This window comes from Joostella atrarenae (assembly GCF_021764745.1).
Lineage (GTDB): Bacteria > Bacteroidota > Bacteroidia > Flavobacteriales > Flavobacteriaceae > Galbibacter > Galbibacter atrarenae.
Map to the genome: position 1 here is coordinate 170,806 of NZ_JAETXX010000004.1, position 24,911 is coordinate 195,716.

At 31.1% G+C, this 24,911-nt stretch carries 24 protein-coding genes and 1 pseudogene; all 25 read right to left on the bottom strand.

Going from position 1 to position 24,911, the window contains the following annotated elements; all coding sequences use genetic code 11:
- Positions 1 to 3 precede the first annotated feature (3 nt).
- Positions 4 to 1,140: an aminotransferase class I/II-fold pyridoxal phosphate-dependent enzyme gene (locus JM658_RS08590; RefSeq protein WP_236958849.1), complete on the bottom strand. Its 1,137-nt coding sequence runs from the start codon at positions 1,138 to 1,140 to the stop codon at positions 4 to 6.
- Entirely contained in the window at positions 1,130 to 1,759 is a 630-nt protein-coding gene (locus tag JM658_RS08595; RefSeq protein ID WP_236958850.1) for an acetyltransferase, read from the bottom strand. Before JM658_RS08595 ends, JM658_RS08590 begins: the two co-directional genes overlap by 11 nt.
- On the bottom strand, positions 1,746 to 2,351 hold the full coding sequence (locus JM658_RS08600) for a sugar transferase (RefSeq protein ID WP_236958851.1): 606 nt from the start codon (positions 2,349 to 2,351) through the stop codon (positions 1,746 to 1,748). Before JM658_RS08600 ends, JM658_RS08595 begins: the two co-directional genes overlap by 14 nt.
- Positions 2,352 to 2,361: 10 nt before the next feature.
- On the bottom strand, positions 2,362 to 3,573 hold the full coding sequence (locus JM658_RS08605; protein WP_236958852.1) for a glycosyltransferase family 4 protein: 1,212 nt from the start codon (positions 3,571 to 3,573) through the stop codon (positions 2,362 to 2,364).
- Positions 3,552 to 4,625, bottom strand: coding sequence for a non-hydrolyzing UDP-N-acetylglucosamine 2-epimerase (wecB, locus tag JM658_RS08610; protein WP_236958853.1), 1,074 nt, complete (start codon positions 4,623 to 4,625; stop codon positions 3,552 to 3,554). Before wecB ends, JM658_RS08605 begins: the two co-directional genes overlap by 22 nt.
- A gap of 42 nt (positions 4,626 to 4,667) precedes the next feature.
- Positions 4,668 to 5,756 (bottom strand): glycosyltransferase, encoded by a 1,089-nt coding sequence (locus JM658_RS08615; protein ID WP_236958854.1) that lies wholly within the window; start codon positions 5,754 to 5,756, stop codon positions 4,668 to 4,670.
- Positions 5,753 to 6,985, bottom strand: coding sequence for a DUF6337 family protein (locus tag JM658_RS08620; protein WP_317207864.1), 1,233 nt, complete (start codon positions 6,983 to 6,985; stop codon positions 5,753 to 5,755). The genes JM658_RS08615 and JM658_RS08620 overlap by 4 nt, the downstream gene beginning before the upstream one ends.
- Complete coding sequence (locus tag JM658_RS08625) at positions 6,979 to 8,004, bottom strand: glycosyltransferase family 2 protein (RefSeq protein WP_236958855.1); 1,026 nt, start codon at positions 8,002 to 8,004, stop codon at positions 6,979 to 6,981. Before JM658_RS08625 ends, JM658_RS08620 begins: the two co-directional genes overlap by 7 nt.
- Positions 8,001 to 9,257 (bottom strand): oligosaccharide flippase family protein, encoded by a 1,257-nt coding sequence (locus tag JM658_RS08630; protein ID WP_236958856.1) that lies wholly within the window; start codon positions 9,255 to 9,257, stop codon positions 8,001 to 8,003. The genes JM658_RS08625 and JM658_RS08630 overlap by 4 nt, the downstream gene beginning before the upstream one ends.
- Positions 9,257 to 10,093, bottom strand: a complete 837-nt coding sequence (locus JM658_RS08635) for a hypothetical protein (RefSeq protein ID WP_236958857.1) — start codon at positions 10,091 to 10,093, stop codon at positions 9,257 to 9,259. Before JM658_RS08635 ends, JM658_RS08630 begins: the two co-directional genes overlap by 1 nt.
- A 49-nt stretch (positions 10,094 to 10,142) precedes the next feature.
- Positions 10,143 to 11,282, bottom strand: coding sequence for an O-antigen ligase family protein (locus JM658_RS08640; RefSeq protein ID WP_236958858.1), 1,140 nt, complete (start codon positions 11,280 to 11,282; stop codon positions 10,143 to 10,145).
- Positions 11,279 to 12,049: a dTDP-4-dehydrorhamnose reductase gene (gene rfbD / locus JM658_RS08645; RefSeq protein WP_236958859.1), complete on the bottom strand. Its 771-nt coding sequence runs from the start codon at positions 12,047 to 12,049 to the stop codon at positions 11,279 to 11,281. The genes JM658_RS08640 and rfbD (JM658_RS08645) overlap by 4 nt, the downstream gene beginning before the upstream one ends.
- Positions 12,046 to 12,591, bottom strand: a complete 546-nt coding sequence (gene rfbC, locus JM658_RS08650) for a dTDP-4-dehydrorhamnose 3,5-epimerase (protein WP_236958860.1) — start codon at positions 12,589 to 12,591, stop codon at positions 12,046 to 12,048. Before rfbC (JM658_RS08650) ends, rfbD (JM658_RS08645) begins: the two co-directional genes overlap by 4 nt.
- Positions 12,592 to 13,461, bottom strand: a complete 870-nt coding sequence (gene rfbA, locus JM658_RS08655) for a glucose-1-phosphate thymidylyltransferase RfbA (protein WP_236958861.1) — start codon at positions 13,459 to 13,461, stop codon at positions 12,592 to 12,594. It lies immediately after the preceding gene.
- Between the two features lie 38 nt (positions 13,462 to 13,499).
- Positions 13,500 to 14,543: a dTDP-glucose 4,6-dehydratase gene (gene rfbB, locus JM658_RS08660; RefSeq protein ID WP_236958862.1), complete on the bottom strand. Its 1,044-nt coding sequence runs from the start codon at positions 14,541 to 14,543 to the stop codon at positions 13,500 to 13,502.
- 4 nt (positions 14,544 to 14,547) lie between these two features.
- Positions 14,548 to 15,489: a Gfo/Idh/MocA family protein gene (locus JM658_RS08665; RefSeq protein ID WP_236958863.1), complete on the bottom strand. Its 942-nt coding sequence runs from the start codon at positions 15,487 to 15,489 to the stop codon at positions 14,548 to 14,550.
- 3 nt (positions 15,490 to 15,492) lie between these two features.
- Positions 15,493 to 16,590: a DegT/DnrJ/EryC1/StrS family aminotransferase gene (locus JM658_RS08670; protein WP_236958864.1), complete on the bottom strand. Its 1,098-nt coding sequence runs from the start codon at positions 16,588 to 16,590 to the stop codon at positions 15,493 to 15,495.
- Positions 16,591 to 16,596: 6 nt separating this feature from the next.
- Entirely contained in the window at positions 16,597 to 17,178 is a 582-nt protein-coding gene (locus JM658_RS08675; RefSeq protein ID WP_236958865.1) for an acyltransferase, read from the bottom strand.
- A gap of 14 nt (positions 17,179 to 17,192) precedes the next feature.
- Positions 17,193 to 18,464, bottom strand: a complete 1,272-nt coding sequence (locus JM658_RS08680; protein WP_236958866.1) for a nucleotide sugar dehydrogenase — start codon at positions 18,462 to 18,464, stop codon at positions 17,193 to 17,195.
- Positions 18,465 to 18,536: 72 nt separating this feature from the next.
- A pseudogene (rfbD, locus tag JM658_RS08685) lies at positions 18,537 to 19,325 on the bottom strand (dTDP-4-dehydrorhamnose reductase).
- Positions 19,322 to 19,867, bottom strand: coding sequence for a dTDP-4-dehydrorhamnose 3,5-epimerase (gene rfbC / locus JM658_RS08690; RefSeq protein WP_236958867.1), 546 nt, complete (start codon positions 19,865 to 19,867; stop codon positions 19,322 to 19,324). The pseudogene rfbD (JM658_RS08685) and the gene rfbC (JM658_RS08690) overlap by 4 nt, the downstream one beginning before the upstream one ends.
- Before the next feature lie 916 nt (positions 19,868 to 20,783).
- Positions 20,784 to 21,107 (bottom strand): GIY-YIG nuclease family protein, encoded by a 324-nt coding sequence (locus JM658_RS08695; RefSeq protein WP_236958868.1) that lies wholly within the window; start codon positions 21,105 to 21,107, stop codon positions 20,784 to 20,786.
- A 565-nt stretch (positions 21,108 to 21,672) separates the two neighbouring features.
- Positions 21,673 to 22,002 carry a GIY-YIG nuclease family protein gene (locus JM658_RS08700; RefSeq protein ID WP_236958869.1) on the bottom strand — a complete coding sequence of 110 codons (330 nt, stop codon included), beginning with the start codon at positions 22,000 to 22,002 and terminating at the stop codon, positions 21,673 to 21,675.
- A gap of 242 nt (positions 22,003 to 22,244) precedes the next feature.
- Positions 22,245 to 23,105: a glucose-1-phosphate thymidylyltransferase RfbA gene (rfbA, locus tag JM658_RS08705; protein WP_236958870.1), complete on the bottom strand. Its 861-nt coding sequence runs from the start codon at positions 23,103 to 23,105 to the stop codon at positions 22,245 to 22,247.
- 757 nt (positions 23,106 to 23,862) lie between these two features.
- Entirely contained in the window at positions 23,863 to 24,909 is a 1,047-nt protein-coding gene (gene rfbB, locus JM658_RS08710) for a dTDP-glucose 4,6-dehydratase (RefSeq protein WP_236958871.1), read from the bottom strand.
- Positions 24,910 to 24,911 lie beyond the last annotated feature (2 nt).

Genomic DNA, 24,911 nt, shown 5'->3' on the forward strand with positions numbered 1-24,911 from the left:
GTATTACAAACATACAAATTTTTCTACAATCTTTTGTATTCGTTCTCTATCTTGACCATTTAAATTCGAGCCAGAAGGTAGACATAATCCCCTCTCAAATAAATTTTCAGCAACTTTATCACCATAGTAATTACAGTTTATAAAAACTGGTTGCATATGCATTGGCTTCCAAAGTGGCCTTGACTCTATATTCTCTTCAATTAAAGCTAGCCTTAAGTCCTCTCTACTAAAACCTGCTACATCTTTATCAATTAAAATACAGCTTAACCAATGATTAGAAAAGAAATTTTCGTTTGGCTCTTGAAATACTGAAACACCTTTTACATTTTTAAACAAGTTTTTATAAAACTCATTCATCTCTCGGCGGAGTGAAACATGTTTAGATAAAACTTCCATTTGACCACGCCCAATACCAGCTGTAACATTGCTCATTCTATAATTATACCCAACCTCTGAATGTTGATAATGAGGAGCATCATCTCTAGCTTGCGTAGCTAAAAAAATTGATTTCTCTTTAGACTGTTTATTGTTACAAACAATAGCTCCACCCCCGGATGTAGTGATGATTTTATTCCCATTAAAAGATAAGGCTGCAAAATCTCCAAATGTACCGCACATTTTTTGTTCATAAGAAGAACCAAGAGCCTCTGCAGCATCTTCTACTATAGGAATTTCATATTTTTTAGAAATTTCAATAATAGCTTCCATTTTAGCTGGCATCCCATATAAATGTACTATTATCATAGCTTTAGGCTTTTTATTGTTTTTTATTCTATCAATAATTGCCTTTTCTAATTGGTTTGGACATATATTCCACGTCTCTTCCTCACTATCAATAAATATAGGAAAGGCTCCTTGATATAGAATTGGGTTTGCCGAAGCCGAAAATGTCATACTTTGGCATATCACTTCATCTCCCGCTTTAACTCCTAGCTGGATTAATGCTAGATGTATTGCTGAAGTACCAGAGACTAATGCACCTACTTCTTTTTCAGTAGCTAAAAAACTCTTCAGATCTTCTTCAAAACCTTTTACATTAGGCCCTAACGGTGCAATCCAATTGCTTGCAAAAGCTTCATCTATATATTTTTGTTCTCCTCCTCCCATGTGAGGTGATGATAACCATATTCTATCTTTCATTCTTATATTTTATTATTTTTCCTGGATTACCTACTACAACAGCATAATCAGGAATATCTTTAATAATTACAGCTCCTGCACCAACAGTTACCCACTTTCCAATTTTAACATTAGGAATCACTACGGCTCCAGCCCCTATATGAGTTCCTTGTCCTATTTTAACACCTCCTGTAATGGTGGCATTTGGTGAAATATGTACAAAATCTTCCACAACACAATCATGCTCAACTAAAGACCCTGAATTAATGATACAATGTTTCCCGATAGAACTACTTGCATTTATAACTGCATTTACCATTACACATGTCCCTTTATCAATTTTTGACTCAGATGAAATGACTGATGAACTATGTGCAACTGTTATGTAAGAAAAATTTGCACCTAACTTTTTTACTACTTCCATTCTCGTAGCATTATCTCCAATGGCAATAATAATTTGTCTATTAATGCAACTAGTCAATTCATTTTTCACTGGAATTCCAGATACAAAATCGAGTTTTGAAAAATCATCATAAATCTCATCAACTATGTAATTAGTAGATGTTTTTACAATATCTAATATGACTTTAGCATGTCCACTAGCGCCATATATTGCACATGATTTATCAATTTCTTCCATTAAAAGCCTCTGTTGTTTTCATTCCTTCCTTGCTGATTCCTTCGCGTTTAAATACTTTTTGTATTGTTAAAAAAATAATTTTCATATCCAAAAGGAAAGATATATTGTCAACATAATACACATCAAGCTTAAACTTCTCGTTCCATGAAATGGAATTTCTACCATTTATCTGTGCCCAACCTGTTATACCAGGCCTAACTTCGTGTCGCCTTTTTTGCTCTTCATTATAGAGATGAAGATATTGAGGTAATAAAGGTCTTGGTCCTATCAAACTCATATCGCCTTTTAAAACATTAATTAACTGAGGTAATTCATCTAAAGATGTTTCCCGAATGAACTCTCCTATTTTTGTTAAGCGTTGCTCATCTGAAAGTAAATTGCCATTTTCATCCTTCTCATCTGTCATAGTCTTAAATTTAATAAGCTTAAAAAGTTTTTCTCTTTTACCAGGACGCTTTTGAATAAAGAATGGATTGCCTTTATTTACTAATAACAGTAAAATAAATACTAATATTATAACTGGGATAAAAATTATAATAGATAATAAACTGGTTAAAAAATCGATTAATCGTTTGAAAAAAGACTTATACATGCTTTAATAACTAGTTTATCAATATTTTTTCAAACTTATCTACTAAATTATCCATATCATGATGTTTGATAACATATTTACGACCTCGCTCTCCCATCTGAATTAACTCTTGTTCTCTTTTATTTTGTAGCTCACTTATTGCATTTAATAAATCTACTGGAGAATTAGGTGGAATAGAAATACCTGCATCTGCTTCTTGTACAGGATCGTTTCCTGCTTTACATGAAAAAATTATGGGCTTGCCAGACATTAAGTAATCAAATAATTTATTTGAGCTAATCCCATACTTAAATACAGGAGAATCTTCTAACCCAAAAAACAGCACATCAGCATTGACTAATTCTTGTGGAACTTCATTCTTATTAATAGCATCTAAAAATTCAATATTTTTTAATTTCCGTTCTTCAACGGTATTTACTAAACGTTGTTTTTCTTGACCTTGCCCAATAACTTTAAAGAATACATCATTTCTATTAGAGTTCGTTAACTCACTTGCTGCATCTATCAATAATTCCAATTTATTAGCACGTCCAATTACTCCTGCGTATAAAACTGTAAATTTCGAATTCTTTTTCAATGGATAAATATTATCAAATTTACCTGTATCTACTCCATTAGGTAGCCAATATATTTTATCCTCAGGAACACCTTTTCCTATAAAATATTGCTTTGAAGCAGGTAATAGAGTTATTATTTTTTCAGCCTTTTTGTATAAAAAAGTTTCTAACTTAGAAAACAACAATATTAATGGATGATACTTATTTACACCTAAATCTATTAAAGTTTGAGGCCATATGTCTCTAACTTCCATAAAAAATTTAGCCTTTTTAATTTTTGAAGCTTTATAGGCACCATATACTGAAAACAAATGGACTGAGGATCCTACTATAATATCAGGAGTTTGAATACGATTGTTTCTCTTCACATAATCTACAAACTTCTTTGTATACGAAAGCATATTAACAAAACGCTTCCAATTATTTTTCTTATACTGAAATGTTTTAAACCATACAAAATTAACCCCTTCTATGATTTCTTCAATATAATTCTCATTCTCGTATTGCTTAAAGTCTTGAAGTTTTTGATAATGAAAACTTGATGCAAAAATAGTTACCGTATGGCCTTTCTTGACTAATCGTTTGCATAAATCAATATGCCTAGTCCCTCCTGGCATATTAGGTGGTAGCGCATAATGATTTACTATCCAGATGTTCTTTCCCATAGTGTATCTACAATATTTTTGGCTGCAAGACCATTTCCATACAGGTTTATATTAAAAACTAATTCTCGTTGACTCAATATCCCAATAGCATCTTTAATTTTTTTTGAGTTTGAACCCGCTAATATATTAACATTATTCTCTATAAGCTCTACCCATTCGGTTTCATCTCTTAATGTTACACATGGAGTGTTAAAGAAAAAGGCTTCCTTTTGTAACCCTCCACTATCTGTTATAACCAATTTTGTCTTGTCTAATAAGTAAACCATTTCTAAATACCCTACTGGCTCTATGACTGTGATATTTTTTAAATCAATATTATATTGTTTTAGTTTCACTTTAGTTCTAGGATGTAAAGGAAAAATTATCTGTGTATTTTTAGCTACATCCTCTAATGTTTCAAAAATCTCCCTAAGTTTAACTTCATCATCTGTATTTTCGGCTCTGTGAAGCGTAATTAAAATAAAATCATCTTCCAAATCTACGTTCTTAGGTTTTTTAGCTAATTTCTTATAAAAAATAGCTGCATCTTCCATTACATCTCCAGACAAAACCACTTTTGCATTTAGGTTATCGTATCCTTCGTTCTTCAAATTTTTAAGCGCTGTATTTGTTGGGCAAAATAGAATGTTACTTATCCTATCGGTTAAAATTCTATTAATTTCTTCTGGCATTTTATCATTAAAAGAACGTAAGCCTGCCTCCACATGTACTACTCTAATATGTAACTTTTTAGCCGCTAGCGCTCCTGCTAAGGTAGAATTAGTATCTCCATAAACCAAAACCCAATCTGGCCTCTCTTTTAGCAACACTTCTTCTATTTTCTCTAACATTTGACCTGTCATAGCTCCGTGAGACAACCCATTTATGTTGAGATTGTAGTCGGGTTTTGGTATTTGCATTTCTTCAAAAAATATGTCACTCATATTCGTGTCAAAATGCTGCCCCGTGTGAACTATAATCTCTTTAATCTCTTTACTTTTTGCAAACTCCCTGCTCACTACAGCTGCTTTTATAAACTGTGGTCTTGCTCCAACTATGGTAATTACTTTCATATATTAAGTTTCTTATTATTCAAAAACGCACTACTAAAATCGTTATGATTTAATTTGATTTTTAATCGTTTCCAAATAAATATGATACATCTCTTTTACATTATTATCCCAATTATATTTGTCCTCTACAATTTTCCTACCAGCTAATCCCATTTTTTTTAAAATATCAGGGTTTAAATATAAATATTCTAACTCATCAGCAATAGCTTGAGAATTCTTTGCTGGTATTATTATTCCAGATTTATCGTTCTGAACAACTTCAGGTAACCCCCCAACATTAGAGGCAATCACAGGTAAACTACATGCAGATGCTTCTACAGCAGAGACTCCAAAACTTTCACTATCCATTATACTAGGGATTACACAAACATCCCAAGAGTACATATATTTTGGTAGCAACTCATTCCTAACCCGTCCATGAAAAATAACATTTTCATCTACACCCAAACTCTTTGATAAATTTTTCATTTCATTTAACAATGAACCATCTCCTATGATATGAAGTTCAGCATCGTGATATTTATCATTAAGAATTTTAAACCCTTCTATTAAATATTGAATTCCATATTTAGTTTCAATATTTTTAGCAATTCCTATAGTATACTTATCACTATTCTCTTTTGCTTTCCCCGTAAATAAATCAATATCAACTCCAAATGGTACAACTTTAATTTTTTCTTTAGGGTAATTGTACAATTTTAAATATTGTTCTTTCATAACATTACTTGTTGATGTTAATACTGTAGCATTTTTTGTCACTCTCCATATTAACTCCTTATGTAAAAAGCTTTTATTAGGAAAATCATAAATATCACTCCCCCACATAGATAGTATATGTCTATTTTTCTTAATATTAACAGAAAGAAAAGATAAGGTTCCATAACCAGACAAGAAATGTGTATGTATCAAATCATAATTTTGCTTTTCTATAATTCTTCTTAACCTATTATAATTCAAAAGATAGCCTAATGGAGCTTTGTACTTTAGTTTATGAAATATTATTCTATCATCTATTTTATCAATTAATTTATGAGAACTAGCTATATGTAGTTCGTCTACGTGATTCACCAAACCATTAATCCATCTGATAGTATGAATTGAGTTAATTGGTGCTATAATTAAAATTTTCATCTTTTTATAAAATTTCTAGAGATTAACACATTAAAAAATAAGCTTATCAAAATAAAAACATAGAAGATAATATTCTGATAATATAAATCGAACCACCCAAAAAATAAGCCTATCCCCAAAAAAGAATATAGAATTAAGCTAAAAATATTTTTTTTCAATAAATAAAAGATGAAGCATCCATAATTAACAAGTGAAAAAATAAAAATTATCAAGAAAAAATTGAACAATCCACTGTTTATATATATTGTCCCAAAAAAATTTGATACATTACTCCCTCTAAAGTAAAGCTCATAAATATTTAAAAAATTTGAATTTATAGGATTTATTACAGGATCTCCTAAGAGATTATTTATCAAACTGTTAAGTGGATTAAAAATTTTATAAACTTTCCCTCCTATTTGTAAATCAGATTTCAGGTACTCACTAAGGCCTATTAATCCAGACCACAAGTAATTAAAAAAATGTGTAAAAATGAAGCTAAACTTAACTTTCGATCCTAAACTAAAATAATATGAAATAGCAAAAAATGAAAATCCAAATAAAGCTATTAAGATGATTTTTTTTAACATTTTCTTAGATATACCTTTTTTATCATTTAACATTCCATATCTTACTATTAATCCAGCAAGTACGGGTAATAATAACCATCCTTTAACTTGGTATAATAAATTAAAGATTAAAATCAAAAAAATAGCAACAATTGAGAAGAGCTCCCTTTTCTTTACTTTAATTACTAAATAAATTAATAAATACCTTAGCATTATTAAACTGTAACCAAAAATGCCTCCACCAGCAAAGCTAGTTGCGAACTCTTCATTTGATATGTTTGTAATTCCATATTTTTTAACATTTAAAAACAAGGAACATAACATTAAGAAAATAAAAAAATAAGCGATTATTAATACAATTGTATGAAGTCCTTTAATACGTATATTATAACCTCTAATTCCTTCAAAAGGATTCTTAATTGTTTTCTTTAAGAAGATCTTAGCATTGAACACCCCTACAATCCAAAATATAAATGTCCCTACATTCCAAAACAAAACACTTAATCCAGAAATTTGTTTGAAAAATAAATAGCGATGTAATAATATATGAGAAAGTAAGACTAATAAATAAGGGAAAGTTAACATTACTGCAGGCGTATAATAAGTACCATATATTAACTTATCTACCTTAGCGTACATATAAAATTGACCACATAATATAGCGAATAGTAATATTACCATTTGTGCTTAAATATAGTATTTATAAATTTTTTATGTGTAACTCTATTTAACCTCAATGCATCTAAAAATAAATTATATGTAAATTTACTTGCGTTAACTAAACTCATTTTTTCTTTTATTATTAAATAAATGAAGTTATAATTTAAAGCTACTACTACTAGAAAAAACCATGAGACATTCATATTATTCTTTCTTGTATTAATAAATCTATTTAATAAATGTATATAGCGTTTCCCTTTAGCATTTACATCTTCTAGACTACCCCCCACTTTATGATAAATCAAAGAATTCATTGCACATCCCATCTTTTTATTCATATTTCTTAAACGCAAAGAGAATTCAAAATCTTCTTCACCAAAAAAATAATCTTCTGTTAACTTTCCAAGCTCATTCGGATTAAATAACAATGCGCAACCAGTTACAAAAGTAATTAACTTAAGGTCTTTTTCCTCTTCTATTGTATTAATATTAGTATTATCATAATAATATTTTTTCCAGAAACCCCACAAAATAAGCCTCCCTCCACAATTCCAAATATAGTCTTTTCTACCTTCATAACGAATTTGAGGTGTTAAAGCAGCATATTCTGGATTTTCTAATTTATGCTTTAATAAAACATTTAAAAAATTTGGTTCAACCACTGTATCGTTATTTAAAAGAAGTACATAATCACAATCTTCATTAATGGCTAATTCTATACCTATATTACTTCCTTTTGCAAAACCAGAATTTTCCTTATTTAAAACCATTACAAGCTTCTCATGCTTTAAGTAGTCTCTATCAGAAGTACTTCTTTCTAGGTTTAAACCTAAATCTATCTTACCATAATTCAAATAATACTCATCATTACTTAAATAAGTTGTAATCTCTTGGACTGAATTATCTCCTGATGCATTGTCTATTAATACAACTTTAAAATTACGATATTCAATCTTACTTAGTGATCTTAAACAATCAATTGTATCCTCTGGAGAATTCCAATTAAGAATTATAATATGGACTAATGGGCTTTTATTCATTTTAAACTATATAATTTTTTAAAAAGGTAAAAAAATAAAAAAGTTTCTGAAACAGAAATAGCAATAGCAACTCCTTTATCATCAAATAAATTAACCCCTATTACTGCAAGTATTATGGCTAAAGTGCCAGCCATGAAGACTCCTTTTACAAAATATTTTTCATATCCTAAATTTACTAAGCCTACTATACCTACTACATAACTTAAACATCCAAAAAAAACTAAAGGGCTTAATAATTTAATATCCAAAATTGATAAGAGATATTTGTCATCAGTAAAATATATTATTATTGATGGTAATACCGTAATTATTAATAATACAAAACAAAACAAAACTAAAGCGTAATTCTTAATTATTCTTAATAAAATAGCTACTTTTACCTTAACATTATTCTCTTCACTAAATCTATGCGCAATATAGGGGAAAAGACTTTGGGCTACAGGATTCAATATCCCTTGAATAACCCTTACAATCTTCTCTGCTGCAGAATAAAAACCAACTATCTCATAATTCAAAAACACTCCTATTATAATCGTTCCTGATTCTCTATAAAGACTCATTCCCAAAGTTGAAAAGAACAAACTACGACTTCCCTTCAACCGATCTATCACCCCTTCCAATTCTATCTTTAAAATCCTAACGCCTATAGTTTTATGAGCTATAAAAGAACTTACTACTCCTGATATTATGAATCCTAAGCTTTGAATATTCATTAATAAGCTTAAATCATCACCTCCATTAATTACAAAAAAAATTGTGCATATCATTACTAACTTTGGTATTACAGCTCCTATAGTAACAAATTGCATCTTTTCAACTCCTTGAAACAAAAAAGATGGCGTAAGAATTGTTCCAAGAACAATACCCAATCCATTTAATAAAAGCAATCCAATTTCTTCAAACCTACTAGTAGTAAGAGTTACTAATAATACAATTGAGATACTGAAAACTGCTAACAATATCCTTATACATAAAACTTCACTAAAAACTTTAGATAAATATATTTTATCATTTCTATTAACAGATACATCTTGTGTAGCTGAAAAATTAAACCCAAAATTAACTATAAGAAGTATATATATTATTATGGAATAAGTAAAAGCATACTTTCCATAATTTTCTACCCCCATTACACTTATTAAATATGGTAAAGTTATTAATGGAGTAATAAGGTTTACTACATTAAGAATAGATAATGATAAAAAGTTTTTTATCAAATTAATATATGTCTTAGAAAAAAAATTAATCTCCACTATAGCTTATTTATATTCCATTTTTTAATTTTTTTATCTCTTGATGAAGTAGCAAATAATGAATCATTTATCCGCTGAATCTTATAGATAATATCTTTATGAGCTTTTACTTTATTCTCGATTTTGTTTTTAGATATGTCTAACACAAATATATAACCATCCCAGTCTGCTACAATCATTTTTGCATTATTAATAAAGCAAATATCCATTATAATATTATCTTCAAGTTGAATTGTATTATGACTCAAATCTTCCATATTAATATTAATAATCTGACCATTATCATTATACATATAGATATAATTACCTTTTGAAATAAAGCCCAAAATTTTATTTGCCGATGCAAATAACTTTTCACTTTCCCCATTTATAATCTTATATAATTCCCCTCCATCATTACAATAATATAGCACCCCATTAATATTAGTAACCTGCCTTATTATACTTCCACCTTCTCTAAACATATCAACTTTATTTCCTTTACTATCATATGAAATTAAACTTCCATCTTTATAAGACACTATAATAGACAATGGATCTTTCTCTATTGAATAGTAGTCATAACTTATTATTGGAGATCTTTTTGTGATATGATAAATATGCGTATACTTTGATTTTAAAAAATCATATCTTCTAATAGCCCCAAGATCAATTTTATAGTTGTTTGCTAATCCACTTAAAATATGATCAGATATACTAAAGTGTAAAATATATCCCCCTAGATAAATATTTCTAATGTTTCTTCCTTCAACCGAAACTTTCACAAAATCTTTATGGGTATAATATAAAGTATCATTCACTAATTCAAAATCTCTGATTGGTAAATCAGATTTCAATATTTCTTGAGTTTGCGAATATAATGACCCCCAGAAGGAAAATATAACACTAATTATTATTGTATTTCTTAAACGAGCTACTAACATATAATCCACAAATTAAAATTGGTAGTACCCCCCAATGCCTATACATATAGGATTCTGTAAAACCACAAATAAAAACTATCATTAAAAAACCTAAATACTCAAATTTATTAATTTTCCCAAGTAAAGGATAAACAAACACTGTTATCATTAACAAAAGGCCTATAATTCCTGTTTGAATTAACTGAGATAAAAATATATTATGACTATTGACTCTACCGTCCATTAAATTATATTTAGTTTCAATAAAAAAGGACTGACTTAACTCATAATACTCATTACCCAAACCATAACCAAGTATTGGCCTCTCTGTAAATAAGTAAAAAGATGACTCCCATATCTGAAAACGCTCATTTAATGCCCATAAAAAGGATGTTTTTGTATGGTCTACATAATTAAGATAATAAACTAAAATCACAAAGACTATAATGCTAATAAAGACTATAATAATTTTTTGATAATTACTCTTTAAGGAAACAAGAAAATTATATCCAATAATTATCACTAAAACTAATATTGATGTACGAGATCTAATTAATATTATAGAGGTTATGAAAAGTAATATTAGAAAAAACTTAAAGCTATCATTCCTGTAAAACAGATAATTAATACAAATTAAGATAAACATCGAGATATATACAGGGTGTATACCTAAAATATCCTCAATATTAGAATAATTAAAACTATAGCCATAATAACAAAGTCTAAAAACTCCAATTATTAGAGAAATCAAAATACCTACAAATAAATAAATAAAGCAATCTGTGCTTGTTCTTAAATTTGTTCTTTTTTTAATGCTTAAATCGTAAAATGGTATAAATAAAACAGGTAAATATTTGAGCAAAATATTTAAACTAGGACCATCTTTATTTGCGTAATATAAAGCGCTAAAAATCAGATACAAAAACAAAACGCAGGATATAATAAAATAACGTTTTATTTCTAAGGTGACATCTTTTCTATTAATTAAAAAGGCAATAAGTCCATAGATAAAAGACAAAGCTAGCGTAATACTACTTAAACCAACAGTAATAGGAATTAATAAAAGCGTAAGGTAGAAAAATAAATTGTTTTCAAGTAGTTTATCTTTTAAGAAAGTTATCATCCTAGAATACTGTATTTAGGACGTTTAGCAACTGTTTTGTAACTATTATCCTTTATCACTTCTATTGAATTAAAAGAATTATCTTTAAGTATTTTTCTTGCAAATCCATACCATGTCATTCTCTCCTTATCACTAAAATGATAAATACCATATCGTTTATCCATCAAAATTAAATATATTATAAAATTTGATAAAGTTTCAGTGTTTGTCGGACACCCTTCCTGATTATCAGTAATATATAACCTCTCTCCCTTTCTAGCTTTTTCTAAAATTGTTTTATAAAAGTTTTTACCAAAATTTTTACTGTACAACCATGAAGTCCTTACAATATAATACTTTAACAGACTCTCTTTAACATATAACTCTCCCTGTAGCTTAGATTTACCGTATACATTTATAGGGTTTGTTATATCATCCACACAATAAGGCTCACTTTTTTCACCATCAAAAACATAATCCGTTGAAATATGAACTAAAGTAATATTATATATTCTACAAGCATCTGCCAAGTATTTAACTCCATCAGCATTAACTAAAAATGCTTTCTTAGGCTCTTTTTCTGCTTGCTCAACATTGGTATAAGCTGCACAATTAACACAATAATTTGGTCTGTGCTCTTTAAAAGCTTTAACTATAGAATTTTCATTTGTAATATCTAATTCATATGAATCACAAAAAACAAATTCTACGTTCTTATAATTATCTTTATTCTCCCGAATTGTTAGTCCCAATTGTCCACTTGCTCCGGTAACTAATATTTTAATCATAATCGTGCATTTTTCAATTCTGGCAATACAATATCTTTAGGTGATAGCAAAAGCTCTTCTTTATCTAAGACCCAATCAATATTAATTGAAGAATCATTATAAATTATCCCTCCCTCTGCTTCTTTATTATAATAATTATCACATTTATAAAAGAATTCTGCTGTATCACTTAATGCAACAAATCCATGTGCAAAACCTCTCGGAATAAATAATTGTTTTTTATTTTCTGCAGATAATTCCACAGCTACATATTCACCAAAAGTTTCTGACCCTTTTCGTATATCTACTGCAACATCTAAAACTGCACCTTGCAAAACTCTAACCAATTTTGCCTGCGCATGCTCTCCTAACTGATAATGCAATGCCCTTACAACTCCTTTTCTCGAAAAAGATTGATTATCTTGTACAAAGTTAATCTTCTCTCCTATCGCCTTATTAAATTGATTATTATTAAAACTTTCAAAAAAATATCCCCTCTCGTCTTCAAAAACACGAGGTTTAATAACAAAACATCCTTTTAACTTAGTTTCTGTAATTTCCATCTACCTTTGCTCTTTCAATAATCCCAATAAATTCTTTCCGTAACCACTCTTCATCAAAGGCTCGGTTAACGCAATAAATTCATCCTTGCTTATAAACCCCATTTCATAAGCAGCTCCTTCTATGGCACCTATTTTAAGACCTTGACGCTCTTCTATCACTTCTACAAACTGTGAGGCCTGCATTAACGACTGAAAAGTACCTGTATCTAACCAAGCCGTTCCTCGATCCATAATACTAACTTTCAGTCTACCCTTTTTTAAGTATACTTTATTTACATCTGTAATTTCTAACTCTCCTCTATGACTAGGTTTTACATTCTTAGCAATCTCAACTACCTCATTGTCATAAAAGTAAATTCCTGGCACTGCATAATTTGACTTAGGCTCTGTAGGTTTCTCCTCAATTGATACTGCTCTACCTTCTTCATCAAACTCAACAACTCCATAACGTTCAGGATCATGCACATGGTAGGCATAAACTATACCTCCTTCAGGATCATTATTATCTTTGAGTAATTCACTTAATCCAGTCCCATAAAATATATTATCTCCTAGAATGAGCGCTACTTTATTATTTCCAATAAAATCCGCTCCTATTATAAATGCTTCTGCTAATCCATTGGGATTTTCTTGTACAGCATATTCAAAACAACATCCATATTTTTTCCCATCCCCTAATAAGTCTTTAAAAAGAGGTAAGTCTTTCGGTGTAGAAATAATCAACACCTCGTTAATTCCTGCTCTCATTAACGTTGAAAGTGGGTAATAAATCATTGGTTTATCATAAATAGGCATAAGTTGCTTACTTACTGATAAGGTTAATGGATGTAACCTTGTTCCTGAACCACCGGCGAGAATAATTCCTTTCATTGTGTTATGATTATAAGTTAATGTTGAGTTTTAGATTGTTAATTATATTGCTTCTCATAATACTTCTGATATTCTCCAGAAGTAACATTTTTTAGCCATTCTTCATTATCTAAATACCAATCGATCGTTTTTGCCAACCCTTCTTCAAAAGTAACTGACGGCTCCCAACCTAACTTTTTATTTATTTTACTAGCATCGATAGCATAGCGTAAATCATGACCTGGACGATCTTTTACATATGTTATCAATGCTTCAGACTCCCCTTTCGTTCTTCCTAACTTTTCATCCATCAATTTACAGAGTGTTTTCACTAGGTCTATATTTTTCCACTCATTGAAACCGCCTATATTATATGTTTCGTGATTTTCACCTTTATGAAATACTAAATCAATAGCAATTGCATGGTCTAAAACATACAACCAGTCGCGTGTATAGTTTCCATCACCATATACTGGCAATGCTTGTTTCTGAATGATATTATTTATAAAAAGTGGAATTAATTTCTCAGGAAAATGATTTGGCCCATAATTATTTGAGCAATTACTAATAACATATGGTAAACCATAAGTTTCTCCATAAGCTCTAACAAAATGGTCTGAACTTGCTTTAGATGCAGAGTAAGGTGAATTTGGATCGTAGGATGTTTCTTCTGTAAACAAACCTGTTTCCCCTAAAGATCCATATACTTCATCAGTACTTACATGATAAAAACGTTTTCCATCATAATCCTCTCTCCATAAATCTTTTGCTGCATTTAAAAGATTCATTGTCCCAATAACATTTGTTTTAACAAAAGCCAAGGGATCTGTAATTGATCTATCCACGTGGCTTTCTGCTGCTAAATGGATGACCCCATCAAATTTATATTGCTGAAATAAATCGTTAATAAAATTAGCTTCGGTAATATCTCCTTTTACAAAAGTATAATTAGAAGCTTCTTCCAGATCCTTTAGGTTCTCCAAATTCCCAGCATACGTTAATGCATCAAGATTTACAATCTGCACATTAGTATATTTATTAACAAATAACCTCACTACATGGGATCCTATAAATCCAGCCCCACCCGTTATTAATAAATTCATCACCCTATAATTTTAAAAATTTATGACATTCCCCTTTCAACCCAACTGGCTTTGAATTTCTGATATTATGAACAATATTAATTGCTGTTTTAGCAGCATCTAATCCGTAACCTTTCCCTTCTAAAATATCTTTATAAACTAGCGTATGTAAGTCGGTAAAACCACCACTAAACTCTAATTCTTCACCATCAATTGTAATAGACCTAAAAGTAGTTTTCCCTTTTTCTTTTACTTCTTTAGGGAGATATTCTGCGTTTATTGATAAAAACCAACGCACTCTTGCGTTTTCAAACTCTAAATAACCAGCTGCTCTATCATGTTCATGCACATGTACTATATTTTCTTGAACATCTCCAAATATCCAAGACAACATATCGTAGAAGTGGACTCCTATGTTTGTAGCAATTCCTCCAGACTTATTAACATCTCCTTTCCAAGAAGTATGATACCAATGTCCTCTAGACGTCAAATAAGTTAAATCTACTTCAAACTTTTCATTTTTCTTAGAATTTGCTACTTTTTCTCTTAACGCAATAATACTAGGATGCACTCTTAATTGTAGAATGTTGAATACTTTTTTCCCTGTATTCTCTTCTACTTTCTGAAGCTTATCTATATTCCAAGGATTCAACACCAAAGGCTTCTCACAAATTGCATCTGCCCCACTTCTTAAAGCAAAACGAATATGAGCATCATGTAAATAATTTGGAGAACAGATACTCACATAATCTAAATAAGTATCCTTTTCATACTTTAACTTTTCTATATGTCTATCAAACCTTTCAAATTCAACAAAAAAATCTGCATTTGGAAAATAAGAATCTATAACTCCAACACTATCTCCTTTATCATAGGCTGCTAACAGATTATTATTTGTATCTTTAATAGCTTTCATGTGTCTAGGAGCAATATAACCTGCTGCTCCAATTAATGCAAAATTCTTCATTCTTTATAATAAATTTAAAAGGTTGGTTGTTATATATTTAATTTCTTCTTCAGTTAGATAAGGATTCATAGGAATACTCATAATCTCTTTTGAAACTATTTCAGAAATAGGAAAGTCTCCTTCTTTATAATTGAGATATTCAAAACACTCTTGTAAATGCAACGGCCTTGGGTAATGAACAGCTGTAGGAATACCGTTTTGCTTCAACTCTTCTTGTACTTCTTCTCTATTTTTTACACGTATTGAATATTGAGCCCAAACAGAGGTCTTATTATCCTGAACAATAGGGACTATCACATCTGATGCTTTTAATAGTTGTGTGTATAGGTTTGCAACATACTGTCTTCTTTCTACATCTTTACTATAATGAGAAAGTTTAACATCCAGCACAGCAGCCTGGAGCGTATCTAAACGCCCTCCCATACCAATATATTTATGATAATAACGTTCTGTTTGACCGTGCAACCTTAGACTCTTTATTTTTTCAGCTAAATGATCATTGTTTGTAAAGACCGCTCCACCATCTCCAAAACATCCTAAAGGTTTGGCTGGAAAAAAGCTTGTACAACCTAGCTTGCTAACATTACAACTTTTCTTTCCATTATATGTTGCTCCAAAGCTTTGAGCAGCATCTTCTATAACAACTAAATTATGCTTTGATGCTATTTCATTAATTGCATCCATATCTGCCACTTGTCCATATAACGAAACTGGCATAATAGCTTTTGTTCTTGAAGTAATTGCGGCTTCAATTTTAGATGGATCTATATTATAACTTTCCTCATCAATATCAACAAAAACAGGCTTTGCCTTCAAAAACGCAATGGTTTCCGCTGTAGCAATAAAAGTAAATGGTGTTGTGATTATTTCATCTCCTGGCTGGATATCTATCGCCATCATAGCCAATAGCAATGCATCCGTCCCAGACGAACAAGAAATACTATGTGAAGCGCCTGTATATTTTGATAAATTAGTTTCAAAATTAGTTACAACTTCACCCATAATAAAACTTGAATTATCGATAACTTCTGCTATTGCAGCATCTATCTCCTTCTTATGCTCTTTATAAGCTAAACCTAAATTAGCAAAATCTATTTTCATCAATAATTACTTTATACGTTTAACCGAATCATTTTCCAAGATATACTCTTGATTACTCTCTATACATACAGCCTTATTACTTTCTTCAAAATCTAAACGATGACCATACTCACTAACCCATCCAATTTGCTTTGCTGGATTACCCACTAATAATGCATAATCTGGAACTTCTTTAGTTACAACAGCCCCTGCTCCAATTAGAGCATATCTACCTATAGAGTTCCCGCAAACTATAGTAGCGTTAGCTCCAATAGATGCACCTTTTTTAACTAATGTCTCCGTATAACTATCTTTTCTAACAATAGCACTCCTAGGATTAATAATATTTGTAAAAACCATTGAAGGTCCTAAAAACACATCATCTTCACAAATAACTCCTGTATAAATAGATACATTATTCTGAACCTTAACGTTATCTCCCAAAACAACTTCTGGAGAAATGACAACATTCTGTCCTATATTACATTTTTTCCCTAAAATACTATTAGACATAATATGAGAAAAATGCCATATTTTAGTAGCTGCACCTATTATGCACCCTCCATCTATAACCGCTGTTTCGTGTACAAAATAATTAACCTTATCCATAATGTGATTTCCAATTATAAGCGATCCGTTACTAATTCTTTTGGCAAGAAACTTTTAACATCATAAATCACAGTATTATCATTAGATTTTAAAGCTTTATAATCTAACATCTTAAACTCATTATGACCTACAGCTAATATAATTGCTTCATATTTGGACTTCAATTTATTTACCAAATCAACTCCATAATATTTCTTAACCTCATCTTTATCTGCATAAGGATCATATGTATCTACTTTTACTCCGAAACTTATCAATTCATCAATTACATCAACAACTCTAGAATTCCTAACATCCGGACAGTTTTCTTTAAAAGTAACTCCTAAAATTAAGACTTTAGCATTTTTAACTCGCAACTCATGTTTAACCATAAGCTTCACTACATTATTAGCTATAAAAACTCCCATATTATCATTAATCCTTCTTCCCGACAATATAACTTCTGGATAATACCCTAAACTTTCTGCCTTATGGGTTAAATAATAAGGATCCACTCCTATACAATGCCCTCCTACTAAACCAGGTCTGAATGGCAAAAAATTCCATTTACTCCCAGCCGCCTCTAACACTTCTAATGTATCAATACCAATTCTATCAAAGATTAAGGCCAATTCATTAATCAATGATATATTCAAATCTCTTTGTGTGTTCTCTATAATTTTAGACGCTTCTGCTACTTTAATACTAGAAGCCTTATGAGTTCCTACTTCTATAATTACATTGTACAGATCATCAATAACCTGAGCTATTTCTGGAGTACTCCCCGAAGTAACTTTAACAATATTATGAACTCTACGTTCTTTATCTCCTGGATTAATTCTTTCAGGAGAATACCCACAATAAAATCCTTCGTTATACCTAAGTCCACTCACTTCTTCTAGAACAGGAACACACTCTTCTTCTGTACAACCGGGGTAAACAGTGGATTCATATATAACAATATCATCTTGGAGCAGATATTTTCCTACTATCTTACTTGCAGAAATTATCGGAGTTAAATCTGGCTGCTTAAACTTATCAATTGGAGTAGGCACTGTGACTATATAAACATTACATGAAGACAAGTCTGATTCTTGAGAACTGTAATTAATTTTCTCAGAAACTTTAATCAAATCTTCAGAAGAAACCTCATCAGTTACATCTTCATTATTTTTAAGTTGATTAACTCTAGTAGAATTTATATCAAAACCTAATACATCAAATCCTTTTTTTGCAAATTCTGCCGCTAAGGGAAGTCCAACATAGCCTAAACCTATGATGGCTATCTTAAAATCATCTATTTTCATCTTAGTTGATTGCTTTTAAAAGAGCAAAAATACAATAATCCCCTATTTAACCAAGTGATTTCTTTCTCAATATCATAAGCTTTGCATTAACACACTATACTTTGGTCTTGTCGCTAAGGTCTTATAACAATTGTTTTTAGTGATTTTCAAGCCTTTGAGATGATTTTCTTTAATAATTTTTTTTGCAAAACCCAACCATGTTAAAATTTCTTCATCACAAAAATGATGAATCCCGTAATACTTTTCTCTATCCTCTCGTAATATTAGCATCAAAATATGCCCCATGAGGCTCTGAGTATCTGTTGGACAGCCAGTTTGAGCATCGGTAATAAAAAGTTCTTTTTCTTTTTTTGCTTTTTCTAAAATTGTTCTGTAAAAATTCTTTCCAAATTCTTTACTATACAATCATGAAGTACGAATAATAAAATACTCTTCTAATTGCTCGTGAATAAATTGCTCCCCTCTAAGCTTAGATTTTCCATATTCATTAATAGGATTCGGAAGGTCATCTATCCTATAAGGTGTTGATTTACTACCATCAAACACATAATCTGTTGAAATATGAACCAACGTTACTTTATGTGATTTACAAACTTGAGCTAAATTTTTAACTCCCTCAGCATTTACTAAAAAAGCTTTTTCAGGTTTTGCCTCTGCTTGCTCCACATTTGTATATGCAGCACAATTTATACAGTAATCAAACTTATACTGGTTAAAAACACTCACTATTGAATATTTATCGGTAATATCTAATTCCTTTGAATCACAAAAAATAAATTCAACACCTTTATAATTGTCTTTATATTTCTGAATAGTTCTACCTAGCTCACCATTAGCACCTGTTACTAATACTTTAATCATAGTCGTGCATTTTTTAACTCTGGTAATTCCATATCCTTAGGTGATAATAATAATTCTTCTTTATCTAAACCCCAATCAATATTAATTCTAGGGTCATTATAAATTATACCTCCCTCAGATTCTTTAGCATAATAATTATCACATTTATAGAAAAACTCTGACGTTTGACTAAGCGTAATAAAACCATGGGCAAATCCTCTTGGAATAAATAATTGTTTCTTATTTTCTGCAGAAAGTTCCATTGCAATATGTTGCCCAAATGTTTTAGAGTCTTTTCTTAAATCTACAGCTACATCCAATACTTTTCCTTGTAAAACTCTTACCAATTTCGCCTGCGCATGTTCTCCTACCTGATAATGCAATGCTCTTACCACTCCTTTTTTAGAAAAAGATTGGTTATCCTGTACAAAATTAACCTTTTGTCCTATCGCTTTATTAAATTGATCTTTATTAAAACTTTCAAAGAAATAACCTCTTTCATCATTAAAGACCTTAGGCTCTATTATAAAACAACCTTTTAGTTTTGTTTCTGTAATCTTCATTTAACACCTTAACGTTTAAAACTTAAAAATCCTCCTTTTGCCCTTGCTTTTCGACCATCCCTTCGACCTAGCCTTCGACAGGCTCAGGCTGACACACACATTCGACTGCTTCACTTGGCCTTCGACAAGCTCAAGATGACAATCTACAATAAAATAAATTTAGAATAAAAGCCTAAACAATGTTATGTTAAACTTTTCGAACCACATTATCTTGCTTACCAACACATCATAAACTCAGGGCGATAATCTACAATAAAATAGATACAAAAATAACACTCAATCTATGTCATGCTGAGACTGCCGAAGCATATTCTCTTACTTACCAACACTTCATAAACTCAGAGTGACAACTTCTATCAAAATAAATTCAAAAATAATAACTCAATCTATGTCATGCTGAGACTGCCGAAGCATATTCTCTTACTTACCAACACTTCATAAACTCAGAGTGACAACTTCCATCAAAATAAATTCAAAAATAATAACTCAATCTATGTCACGCTGAGCCTGTCGAAGCATATTCTCTTGCTCACCAACACTTCATAAACTCAGGGTGATAATCTACAATAAAATAGATTCAAAAATAACAACTCAATCTATGTCATGCTGAGACTGCCGAAGCACATTCTCTTACTTACCAACATTTCATAAACCCAGAGCGACAACCTACATCAAAATAGATTCAAAAACAACAACTCAATCTATGTCATGCTGAGCTTGTCGAAGCATATTCTCTTACTTACCAACATTTCATAAACCCAGAGTGACAACTTCCATCAAAATAAATTCAAAAATAATAACTCAATCTATGTCATGCTAAACCTGCCGAAACATATTCTCTTACTTACCAACCATTCATAAACTCAGAGTGACAACTTACATCAAAATAGATTCAAAAATAACAACTCAATCTATGTCATGCTGAGCTTGTCGAAGCACCATCTTTACCATATTCTGTATAGTTTTTAGAGAACTTCACTAAATTATCCCAATTTTCTTCTATTAAAGCTTTCTTTTTTCTTCTACTCCAACCCTTAAGCTGTTTTTCTTTTTCAATTGCTATATTAACATTTGTAAATTCAGCAAACCATTTGATCTCTAAAGGTCTTCGATTGTATGTATAAGCAGAAGGATATATTCCTACATTATGCTCATATAATCTTTTATTGAGATTGGAGGTCATACCAATATAATATGAATCATCTGAGCATTCCAAAATATATACATAATAGATTTTCATATTTTTAATATTTAGATGTATTAATAGTCCTTCGACCTGGCCTTCGACAAGCTCAGGCTGACATACACATTCGACTGCTTTAATTGGCCTTCGACAAGCTCAAGATGACAATCTACAATAAAATAAATTTAGAATAAAGCCTAATCATTGTCATGCTAAACCTGCCGAAGCACATTCTCTTGCTTACCAACCATTCATAAACTCAGTATGACAATCTACAATAAGATAGATTTAGAATAAAAGCCTAATCATTATCATGCTAAACCTATCGAAGCACATTCTCTTGCTTACCAACATTTCATAAACTTAGGGTGATAATTTACAATAAAATAAATTTAGAATAAAAGCTTAATCATTGTCATACTGAACCTGTCGAAGCACATTGTCTTACTTACCAACATTTCATAAACTCAGGATGACAATCTAGAATAAAGTAGATTTAGAATAAAGCCTAATCATTGTCATACTGAACCTGTCGAACCACCTTACCTTGCTTGCCAACATTTCATAAACTAGGGTGATAATCTACAGTAAAATAGATTCAAAAATAACAACTCAATCTATGTCATGCTGAGCTTGTCGAAGCACCATCTCCATCTTTACCATATTCTGTATAGTTTTTAGAGAACTTCACTAAATTATCCCAATTTTCTTCTATTAAAGCTTTCTTTTTTCTTCTACTCCAACCCTTAAGTTGTTTTTCTTTTTCAATTGCTATATTAACATTTGTAAATTCAGCAAACCATTTGATCTCTAAGGGTCTTCGATTGTATGTATAAGCAGAAGGATATATTCCTACATTATGCTCGTATAGTCTTTTATTGAGATTGGAGGTCATACCAATATAATATGAATCATCTGAGCATTCCAAAAGATATACATAATAGATTTTCATATTTTTAATATTTAGATGTATTAATAGTCCTTCGACCTGGCCTTCGACAAGCTCAGGATGACAATATACAATAAGATAGATTTAGAATAAAGCCTAATCATTGTCATGCTAAACCTGTCGAAGCACATTTTCTTGCTTGCCAACGTTTCATAAATTCAGAGTAACAACTTACATCAAAATAGATTCAAAAATAACAACTCAATCAATGTCATGCTGAGCTTATCGAAGCACATTCTCCATTATTATTTCAGCAAACTTAATAATTTCTTTCCGTAACCGCTCTTTACTAACGGCTCTGCCAAAGCTATAAACTGTTCCTTATTTATATACCCCATTTCATAAGCGGTAGCTTCTATCGAACCTATTTTCAAGCCTTGCCTCTCTTCCAACACCTCTACAAACTGCGAAGCCTGCATCAGCGATTGAAAAGTACCTGTATCTAACCATGCCGTACCACGATCCATAATACTAACCTTCAATTTTCCTTGTTCGAGATATACTCTATTTACATCTGTTATTTCTAACTCACCCCTTTTACTTGGCTTGATATTTTTCGCTATTTCTATCACCTCATTATCATAAAAATAAACCCCAGGAACAGCATAATTTGATTTTGGCTCTATTGGCTTCTCTTCTATAGAAATTGCTCTTCCTTCGTCATCAAATTCTACAACTCCATATCTCTCAGGATCATTTACATGATATGCGTAAACTATGCCACCATTTGGATTATTATTCTCTTTAAGTAACTCACTTAACCCAGTCCCATAAAATATATTATCTCCTAGAATCAATGCCACTTTATCATCACCTATAAAATCCGCTCCTATAATAAAAGCTTCTGCTAATCCATTTGGATTATCTTGAGTTTCATATTCAAAACGACAACCGTATTTCTTTCCATCTCCTAACAAATCTTTAAATAACGGCAAATCTTTTGGAGTTGAAATAATCAAAATTTCCTGAATTCCCGCACTCATTAAAGTAGATAGCGGATAATAAATCATAGGCTTATCGTAAACTGGCATAAGCTGCTTACTTACCGCCAATGTTAACGGATGTAATCTAGTCCCTGAACCTCCAGCGAGAATAATTCCTTTCATTTTTTTGTTATATTGTTACTAAGTTATGCTGTTAAACTATTTATTTAGCAGTATTCTGTGTTTCTATGTTATGTGAGCTTATTAAGACATATAAAAACTTTACTTGCTGTTCGACCTTACCTTCGACAGGCTCAGGTTGACTAATGTAACTAACTCTCTTCTAGTAACCCCAGAAAACACCCTCAATCATTATCATGTTATGCTTACTAAATCACGAATCCCTTCTTTACCATCCCTTTGAGCTTACCTTCGACAAGCTCAGGTTGACAAACCCTAACTAACTCTCTTCGAGTAACCCCAGAATAAGGCCCTTAATCATTGTCATATTGTGCTTACTGAAGCGCGAATCCCTTCTTTACCATACCTTTGACAGGCTCAGGTTGACAAACTCTAACTGACTCTCTTCTAGTAAACCCAGAATAACACCTCAATCATTGTCATGTTGTGCTTACTGAAGCACTAATCCCTTCTTTACCATACCTTTGAAAGGCTCAGGTTGACAAACTCTAACTGACTCTCTTCAAGTAAACCCAGAATAACACCTCAATCATTGTCATGTTGTGCTTACTGAAGCACTAATCCCTTCTTTACCATACCTTCTAGCTTACCTTCGACAAGCTCAGGTTGACAAACTCTAACTAACTCTCTTCGAGCAACTCCAGAATAAGCCCCTCAATCATTGTCATGCTGAGCTTGTCGAAGCACACTCACCTATCTTTTAATAGACTTTGGGCGACTACGAAACCTCATACTGCTTTTAATAATATCTCTGATATTCTCCAGAAGTAACATTTCTAAGCCATTCTTTATTATCTAAATACCAATCGATCGTTTTTACCAACCCTTCTTCAAAAGTAACTGATGGCTCCCAACCTAACTGCTTATTTATCTTGCTAGCATCGATAGCATAGCGTAAATCATGACCTGGGCGATCTTTTACATATGTTATCAATGCTTCAGACTCCCCTTTCACCCTTCCTAATTTCTCATCCATCAATTTACAGAGGATTTTCACTAAGTCTATATTTTTCCACTCATTGAAACCGCCTATATTATATGTTTCGTGATTTTTACCTTTATGAAACACTAAATCAATAGCAATTGCATGGTCTAAAACATACAACCAGTCGCGTGTGTAATTTCCATCACCATATACTGGCAATGCTTGTTTCTGAATGATATTATTTATAAAAAGTGGAATTAACTTCTCAGGAAAATGATTTGGTCCATAATTATTTGAGCAGTTACTAATAACATATGGTAATCCATAAGTTTCTCCATAAGCTCTAACAAAATGGTCTGAACTTGCTTTAGATGCAGAGTAAGGTGAATTTGGATCGTAGGATGTTTCTTCTGTAAACAAACCTGTTTCCCCTAAAGATCCATATACTTCATCAGTACTAACATGATAAAAACGCTTTCCATCATAGTCTTCTCTCCATAAATCTTTTGCTGCATTTAAAAGATTCATTGTCCCAATAACATTTGTTTTAACAAAGGCTAAGGGATCTGTAATCGATCTATCCACATGGCTTTCTGCTGCTAAATGGATAACTCCATCAAACTTATATTGCTGAAATAAATCGTTAATAAAATTAGCTTCAGTAATATCTCCTTTTACAAAAGTATAATTAGAAGCACCTTCCAAATCTTTTAGATTCTCCAAATTCCCAGCATAGGTTAACGCATCAAGATTTACAATTTGTGTGTTGGGGTATTTATTTACAAACAAGCGCACTACATGAGAACCGATAAATCCAGCACCTCCTGTTATTAAAATTGTATTACCACTTTTCCCTATCATAC